At 44.5% G+C, this 2,193-nt stretch carries 2 protein-coding genes; one reads left to right on the top strand and one right to left on the bottom strand.

Annotated features, from left to right (window positions below; genetic code table 11):
* Positions 1-1,302, bottom strand: a 1,302-nt coding sequence (locus tag AND4_RS18795; protein WP_009844574.1) for a DEAD/DEAH box helicase, incomplete at its 3' end; no start/stop codon positions are given.
* 420 nt (positions 1,303-1,722) lie between these two features.
* On the opposite strand from AND4_RS18795, the gene AND4_RS18790 reads away from it, so the two are divergent.
* Positions 1,723-2,181: a DciA family protein gene (locus AND4_RS18790; protein ID WP_009844573.1), complete on the top strand. Its 459-nt coding sequence runs from the start codon at positions 1,723-1,725 to the stop codon at positions 2,179-2,181.
* Positions 2,182-2,193: the final 12 nt, after the last annotated feature.

Raw genomic sequence — 2,193 nt, 5'->3', positions numbered from 1 at the left:
TTCTGCTTCAGTACGGTAAACCATGTCTGGCATATCGTCTCGAACCATAGGCTTGTTGGTTGGGATAACCACTGTCTCTAGGCCGTAGATCGATTGGAACTCGAATGCTTCTGTGTCCGCCGTACCTGTCATACCTGACAGTTTTTCGTATAAACGGAAGTAGTTCTGGAAGGTGATCGATGCCAGCGTTTGGTTTTCGTTTTGAATCTTAACGCCTTCTTTCGCTTCGACCGCTTGGTGAAGACCTTCAGACCAACGACGGCCCGGCATAGTACGACCCGTGTGCTCATCAACAATAACCACTTCACCATCTTCGTTGACAATGTAGTCGACGTTACGTTCGAATAACACGTGGGCACGAAGTGCTGCATTAACGTGGTGTAATAGACTAATGTTAGTTGGAGAGTATAGCGTATCCCCCTCTTCCATCAGGCCATTTTTCACCATCAACTCTTCAACGAACTCTTGTCCCGTTTCCGTTAGGTGAACCTGTTTAGATTTCTCGTCTAATGTGTAGTGACCGTCGCCGCGGTACTCTTCAGAATCTTCTTTGTCTTGCTTTTGAAGCAGTGGAATAAGCAAGTTGATACGAGTGTATAGATCAGAGCTGTCTTCTGCAGGGCCAGAAATGATCAACGGTGTACGTGCTTCATCGATAAGGATTGAATCCACTTCATCGACAACAGCAAAGAAACGCTCACGTTGAACACGATCTTCATTACGGAATGCCATGTTATCGCGCAGGTAATCAAAACCAAACTCGTTGTTTGTGCCGTAAAGGATGTCAGCTTGGTAAGCTTCTTTCTTCGCTTGAGGCGGCATGTTTGGCACGTTTACGCCAACCGTCATACCCAAGAATTCAAATAGCGGGCGGTTTGTCTCTGCATCACGCGTTGCTAGGTAGTCATTCACCGTGACTACGTGTACACCTTTACCAGGAAGTGCGTTTAGGTAAGCAGGAAGGGTTGCAGTCAGAGTTTTACCCTCACCAGTACGCATTTCCGCGATTTGGCCAGCGTTCAGTACCATACCACCGATAAGCTGAACGTCGAAGTGACGCATGCCGTAAACACGTTTTGATGCTTCGCGGACCGTAGCAAAAGCCTCAGGAAGTAGCTTATCGAGCGTTTCACCTTGTTCTAGGCGCTCACGGAATTCAACAGTCTTCGCTTTTAGCTCGTCATCAGAAAGTGCTTCTAACGTTGGTTCGTAGTTATTAATCTCTTTTACAATTTTTCTAAGGCGGCGCAGTGTTCGGTCGTTGCGACTGCCAATTACTTTTGTCAGTAGCTTAGTTATCATTTTTCGTGGATCTCTCTTTTATCAGACCGTTCCCGATCTACTCGTAATGCCTTCAGTCTCTATCAGTTTGTAACTAAGAATACTGAGATAAATCATCTACCTCAGATATTGAGCTCAAACATCCATATTTCAAGGTTAAATTTTGAATCAATGCCTCTTAGTGTAAGGATTTTTCATCGATACAACCATAAAGAGCCGTATTTGTTTGAAGCACTCGTAAGTTTTTAGGCAAACTGACGGCGAATTAGCCAGTATCGCACAAGCCTTGTGATGTAAAGTCAGAGTTTTCAAAACAATCCGCTTTCACTTGCTAAACCCAAATCGTCTGGTGAAGTTGAAGATAAAGGTCATAATGTAAACTATACCTAAGCAGAAAGCTGCTCTAGAATATCGATACCTCAACAAAATTAGATTTTACCTATGCGAGATCATCGCCCTACCTCAACAGACGACCTTATTGCTGAATCTCAGTTTAAGCAGATTCAAGAGCATACGGGGGAAATCTTGCAGCTGAATCAGGTATTGCAGGAGATCTTACCAAAGGGAACGGCAGATCATTGCCGAGTGGCAAACGTTCGCAACGGTCATCTATTAATTGATGTATCGAGTGCTGCGATCAAAATGAAGATCGATTACGATCGCCTAATGATCCTTAATAAATTGAGAACCCAAGGCTACGCCAAGTTAATGAGTGTTGAGGTAAGGATCAATCCTTCCCTTTATCGGAATCGATTCGAGCAAGAGAGCAAGCCGAAGCGGCCACCATTAACTGAATCAGCGGCAAACTCACTATTAATGATTGCCAGTATGGCACCACCGAAGATCCAAGAACGTTTGAAACGACTTGCCGATATGGCAGAGAAGAAAAGCGAGAAATAGACAAAGAAACTC

It is taken from the genome of Vibrio sp. AND4 (assembly GCF_000171815.1).
Classification (GTDB): Bacteria; Pseudomonadota; Gammaproteobacteria; order Enterobacterales; family Vibrionaceae; genus Vibrio.
The sequence above is the reverse complement of the archived record's forward strand: the minus strand, read 5'-3'. Positions and strand labels throughout refer to the sequence as shown.

Coding starts and splice junctions, on each gene's coding strand:
- AND4_RS18790 (WP_009844573.1), top strand. CDS start 1,723: ATGCGAGATCATCGCCCTACCTCAACAGACGACCTTATTGCTGAATCT.